This is a genomic window from uncultured Campylobacter sp. (assembly GCF_938045225.1).
In the GTDB taxonomy this organism is placed as follows: domain Bacteria; phylum Campylobacterota; class Campylobacteria; order Campylobacterales; family Campylobacteraceae; genus Campylobacter_A.
In genome coordinates this window covers 1-4,689 of sequence record NZ_CALINL010000114.1, presented here as the reverse complement: position 1 = coordinate 4,689, position 4,689 = coordinate 1, and the positions used below count along the sequence as shown (strand labels likewise).

Annotated in this window: 7 protein-coding genes; 6 read left to right on the top strand and 1 reads right to left on the bottom strand. The window is 46.4% G+C overall.

Annotation, left to right across the window (positions count from 1 at the left end; all coding sequences use genetic code 11):
- The 6 genes from Q0200_RS04565 to Q0200_RS04540 all read left to right on the top strand — a co-directional run.
- A partial coding sequence (locus Q0200_RS04565; protein ID WP_297938295.1) for an FHIPEP family type III secretion protein occupies nt 1-876 on the top strand: 876 nt, incomplete at its 5' end.
- 8 nt (nt 877-884) lie between these two features.
- A complete protein-coding gene (locus Q0200_RS04560) occupies nt 885-2,003 on the top strand; it encodes a 3'-to-5' oligoribonuclease B (RefSeq protein ID WP_297938292.1) in 1,119 nt (372 codons plus the stop codon).
- A 3-nt stretch (nt 2,004-2,006) separates the two neighbouring features.
- A complete protein-coding gene (locus Q0200_RS04555; protein WP_276709694.1) occupies nt 2,007-2,234 on the top strand; it encodes a hypothetical protein in 228 nt (75 codons plus the stop codon).
- Nucleotides 2,231-2,410 (top strand): hypothetical protein, encoded by a 180-nt coding sequence (locus tag Q0200_RS04550; protein WP_002946522.1) that lies wholly within the window; start codon nt 2,231-2,233, stop codon nt 2,408-2,410. Before Q0200_RS04555 ends, Q0200_RS04550 begins: the two co-directional genes overlap by 4 nt.
- Nucleotides 2,410-3,315 carry a tRNA 5-methoxyuridine(34)/uridine 5-oxyacetic acid(34) synthase CmoB gene (gene cmoB / locus Q0200_RS04545; RefSeq protein ID WP_297938282.1) on the top strand — a complete coding sequence of 302 codons (906 nt, stop codon included), beginning with the start codon at nt 2,410-2,412 and terminating at the stop codon, nt 3,313-3,315. Before Q0200_RS04550 ends, cmoB begins: the two co-directional genes overlap by 1 nt.
- Before the next feature lie 11 nt (nt 3,316-3,326).
- On the top strand, nt 3,327-3,863 hold the full coding sequence (locus tag Q0200_RS04540) for a PaaI family thioesterase (RefSeq protein WP_297938279.1): 537 nt from the start codon (nt 3,327-3,329) through the stop codon (nt 3,861-3,863).
- A 226-nt stretch (nt 3,864-4,089) separates the two neighbouring features.
- Here the strand turns inward: Q0200_RS04540 and Q0200_RS04535 are convergent.
- On the bottom strand, nt 4,090-4,689 hold a 600-nt coding region (locus tag Q0200_RS04535), incomplete at its 5' end, for an MBL fold metallo-hydrolase (protein ID WP_297938277.1).

Below are 4,689 nucleotides of genomic sequence, written 5' to 3'. Positions count from 1 at the left end.
GATAACCTCCAGCTACCGCCAAACGAATATCGCTTTAAGCTAAAAGGCGTCGTGATCGGGCAGGGTGAAATTTACGCGGATAAATTCCTCGCGATGGATAGCGGGCTAGTTAGCGACAACATAGAAGGCATCCCGACTAAAGAGCCGGCGTTTGGCCTCGATGCGCTATGGATCGATGCGAGCGTAAAAGAGGACGCGATACTAAGCGGCTACACGATCGTAGATCCCGCGAGCGTCATCTCCACGCATATGAGCGAGCTGATAAAGCAAAACGCCGCTGAGCTCCTAACCCGCCAAGAGACGCAAAATTTGCTCGACAAGCTAAAATCAGAATACCCGGTCATCGTCGAGGATACGCTGCGCATAGCGCCTATCGGAGTGATCCAAAAGGTGCTAAAGGCGCTACTAAAAGACCATATCCCGATAAAAGATATGCTAAGCATCCTAGAGGCGTTAAGCGACATCGCCGAGGTCAGCAAAAACCTCGATATGATCGTCGAGCACGTCCGTACTGCGCTTGCTCGCGCTATCACTTCGCTTTACGTCGATGAGGACGGGCGGCTAAATTTCTACGTGATGGAGCCCGCTGCGCAGCAAAAGCTGATCGACGCCGTGCAGTATAAAGACGGCGCGTATCACCTGATGATAAACGTCTCGCAGACGTCGGCAATCGTACAGGCTCTGCGCGAGGCGAGGGCGAAGCGGCCGATCTCGGAGTACGGCTCGATGATACTTTGCGTGGAGCCTAGCTTGCGTAAATTTATCGCCGATATCTGTGCGAATTTCGCCATAGATATCACGGTGCTTAGCTTTGCCGAAGTCGCGGCAAATACGCCGTTTGAGACGTTAGGCACGATAGAAATATCAAATTTGTAAGGAATAAAATGACCATCCATCACCTCTCGCACACCGATCTGGACGGATACGGCGCACAGGTAATAACGAATCACTATTTTAAAAACGTTAAATTTTATAACTCAAACTACGGCAAGGAGATCGACGAGAAATTTGATCAAATTTTGGCTCAAATTTCAGATAAAAACGCAGCCCGGGCGCAGTCAAATTTAAGCGGCGAGCAAAATGGTAACTCGCAAAATGCGTCCGAAAATCGCGGCAAAGACGAAGCGGCTAAAAATGACGAAAAAGCGCTTATCTTGATAACGGATCTAAATTTAACTGTGGAGCAGTGTGAAGCCTACGAAAAGGCGCTCGTAAATAAAAACGCTAAAATTTTACTCCTAGATCATCACCAAAGCGGAGCCGAGTGCGCGAGCAAATTTGGCTGGTATTTTTTAGATAGCTCAAGGTGTGCGACCAAGATCACGCATGATTTTTTCGCTAAAATTTACGGGGTCGATGCGAGCCTAAAACACTTTAGCGACGTCGTAAACGCAGTCGATATCTGGCTAAAAGAGGACGTAAATTTTGAAATGGGCAAGGTCGGGCTAGGACTCGTCGCAAACGCAAAAGAGATAAACAAAACGATGTTTGAGGCTGAAAATTCGCGCTATCTTTTTTATCTAATCAAACGAGCGCGGGAGTTTTTCGACGCCGGAGACGACTATGTCGGGCTTGACGAGGCAATTTTTGGGTTTAAAAAGGACTTTTTCAAAGAGGATAAAAACGATACGCTAAGCAATCTAATCTCAGCCTTCGTCGTAAAAAAACTAAGCGAGGAAAAAGAGAAATTTAGTATAAAATATAACGATTTTAAGGGTATTTTAACCTACAATATCGGCAACACTTCGGTTATAGGTAATGATTTTTTAGTCGCGAACCCCGATATTGATTTTTTCATCGACGTTACGAGCAAAAAGACGCTGAGCTTTCGCGCCAACGGCAAGGCGGACGTGAGCTTGATGGCTAAAAATTTAGTCGGAGGCGGCGGACACGTGAATGCTAGCGGCGGGCTTTTTGCGGGCTTTAAGGATAGCTTTAGCTATGAAAACGTAAAAGCGCAGATAACCGACCTAATAACTAAAAAAACGATTTTACAAGGATAGAAAATGAAAGAAATAGAACCTACCGTGGACGAGCTAAGCTACGAGCTTTCGATGATGCTGGAGGCGATGCTGTATTATGCCGGCGTAAAAAAAGATAGGCTACAAGACGCCGCAGAGACCTACATCGAGTGTATCGACGACGCGCTAGAAAACTCGGGTGCCGAGGGCGTGGACGAGGTGCTCGAAGTCGTCGAATACATGAAAAAAAAGCACGCTAAATTTTTCAAATGAAAACTCTAGCGCAAATTTTATTTTTCTCGGCTCTGGCGGCGATGCTGGGCGGTTGCGTGTTTTTAAACGACCGCGGCGTGACGACGAAGTACTACAACGAGTGCAAGGAGTACTACGACGCGACGGGCGTCTACCACAAAGAGTGCCCTAAAAACATCATCGACTGGACGGAGTGATGAGCTTAGAAGCGGCTAGAGCGGCGAAGGCTAGGGAGCTGGCGGGCAAAACCTACGCGCCTTTGATGCGGGAGGTAGAGGAGCTAGCGGCTAAATTTAAGGGGCGCGAATTTGAGCTCAAATTTGACGATATAGTCGAGATAAACGCAAATTTAAACCCCGCCCAGCGCGAAGAGACGCTGCAAACGGCGCTAAATTTACGCTCGTGGCGCAAAGGACCGTTTAAGATAGACGATATCTTTATCGACAGCGAGTGGAGGAGTTTTGTCAAATTTAACCTACTCGCGCCGCACATGGATCTAGCGGATAAGGTCGTGGGCGATATCGGCTGCAACAACGGCTACTATCTCTTTCGTATGCTGCCGCAGCGTCCCAAAAAGCTGATCGGCTTTGATCCGGGCGTTATGAGCTTTGTGCAGTTTAAATTTATCGATGCGTTCGCGCACTCGGGCATAGAGTACGAGCTACTAGGCGTCGAGCATCTGCCCCACTACGGCGTCAAATTTGACGTGCTCTTTTGCCTGGGCGTGCTCTATCACAGAAGCGATCCCGTGCGTACGCTAAAAGAGCTAAAATGCGCGTTAAATGCGGGCGGCGAGCTATTTTTGGACACGATGTATCTTGATATGCAGGGCGATTTTGCCTTGAGCCCTAAAAATACATACTCAAAGATACCGAATATCTACTTCGTGCCGACTATTAGCGCGCTTTTAAACTGGTGCGAGAGGGCAAATTTCAAAGACGCGCAAATTTTGGCCACAAAGCCGACGGACGCGCACGAGCAGCGAAAAACAGAGTGGATCTTGGGGCAGAGTTTGGGCGATTTCCTAGATCCCGCAGATCCTACGCGCACAGTCGAGGGCTATCCCGCGCCAAAACGGGTCTATCTAAAACTAAGCGTATAAAAAGGTGAAAAATGGACGAAAATATCTACGACGACAACAGTAGCGACGGGGTCGTACTACCCGAGGACGAAAATCCGTTTCGCAACGAACTAAAAACTTCGCCGAATATAAAAATCGGCCTAAGCGGTGCCGTGACGCAGCTCGAGCCAAATCACGCTAAAACGCGTTTTTTTGCCACTGGCGATATGGTCGCCGATAGCGAGGGGCTCATACACAGCGGTTTTGTTTTCTCTGCGGCTAGCTACGCGGCGATGGCGGCGGTCAATGAGACTTTTAGCGTAGTTATCGGGGCTAAGATACATTTTTTTGCCCCAACCAAGCTAAACGAAGCGATCGAGTTTGACGCGCGCTCGCACTTTAACGAGAGTAAAAAACGCGAGGTGCGAGTAATCGGCACGACGAACGATATAAAGGTTTTTGAGGGGACTTTTCAGGTCGTTATTTTAGATGATCATATCTTTAAAATTTACAAAACCAGTTTACAGAGGCAAGCCGCGCAAAGAAAAAACGAAGAAAAGCGTAGGGAAGAGGCAAGGCAAAACGCATAAGTTCAGCCAAATTTGAAAGTATTTTGAGCGGTGCGGTAAAATTTTTTGCGCCCCCTTTGTTTTTAAATTTGATTTTTTGCAGTCCTTTTTGGTAGCATTTTGGCAAAATCAATGTAAATAATGCTAAGTTTGCATCTTCAAATTTGCTTTTTATATGGCTTGACTACTTTAACTTTGTAGCAGCTATTTTTAAGTTTTTAAAAAATTAAAGTCAAAATCTACCTTGTTAAATCTTTTCTTTTTCTAGTATGTGTATCCAAAAGTCGAGGTTTGGCTGTTCGACTTTTAGCGTCGTTTTTTCGCCGTGACCCGGATATAGTATAAAATCTCCCTGCAAATTTTTACATTTTAGCAAGCTTTGGCGCATATCCTCGGCGTTTGAAAACGGAAAATCGTAGCGTCCGATCGAGCCTCTAAACAAAAAATCTCCGCTAAAGATAACGTCGTCCACGCGCACCATACAGCATCCTGGCGTATGCCCAGGAAAGTGCATAAACTCGATCTCAAAGTCTTTTATGTTAAATTTAACGTCCTCAAATTTCGCTCCGCCCACACATATCGCGTCGAACATCGGCTGCTGACCGGCATCCCAAAGATCCTCGTGAAGCATGAAATTATCGTCTTTATGGATATAGACCGGAACATTAAAAAAATTTTTTAAGCTAACATTGTCAAGAACGTGATCGGAGTGTCCGTGAGTGTTTAAAATAGTGAGCGGCGCGTGTGAATTTTTTACGACAAAATCATATGAATATTGACCTGGATCAATGATAATCTCGCGCCCGTTTTTGGATACTACGTAGCAGTTGGTTTGATAATCTCCGCA

What these genes read in the sequence shown, in the direction of transcription:
- Q0200_RS04560 (WP_297938292.1), top strand. Translation starts at nt 885, where the DNA reads ATGACCATCCATCACCTCTCGCACACCGATCTGGACGGATACGGCGCA.
- Q0200_RS04555 (WP_276709694.1), top strand. Translation starts at nt 2,007, where the DNA reads ATGAAAGAAATAGAACCTACCGTGGACGAGCTAAGCTACGAGCTTTCG.
- Q0200_RS04550 (WP_002946522.1), top strand. Translation starts at nt 2,231, where the DNA reads ATGAAAACTCTAGCGCAAATTTTATTTTTCTCGGCTCTGGCGGCGATG.
- cmoB (WP_297938282.1), top strand. Translation starts at nt 2,410, where the DNA reads ATGAGCTTAGAAGCGGCTAGAGCGGCGAAGGCTAGGGAGCTGGCGGGC.
- Q0200_RS04540 (WP_297938279.1), top strand. Translation starts at nt 3,327, where the DNA reads ATGGACGAAAATATCTACGACGACAACAGTAGCGACGGGGTCGTACTA.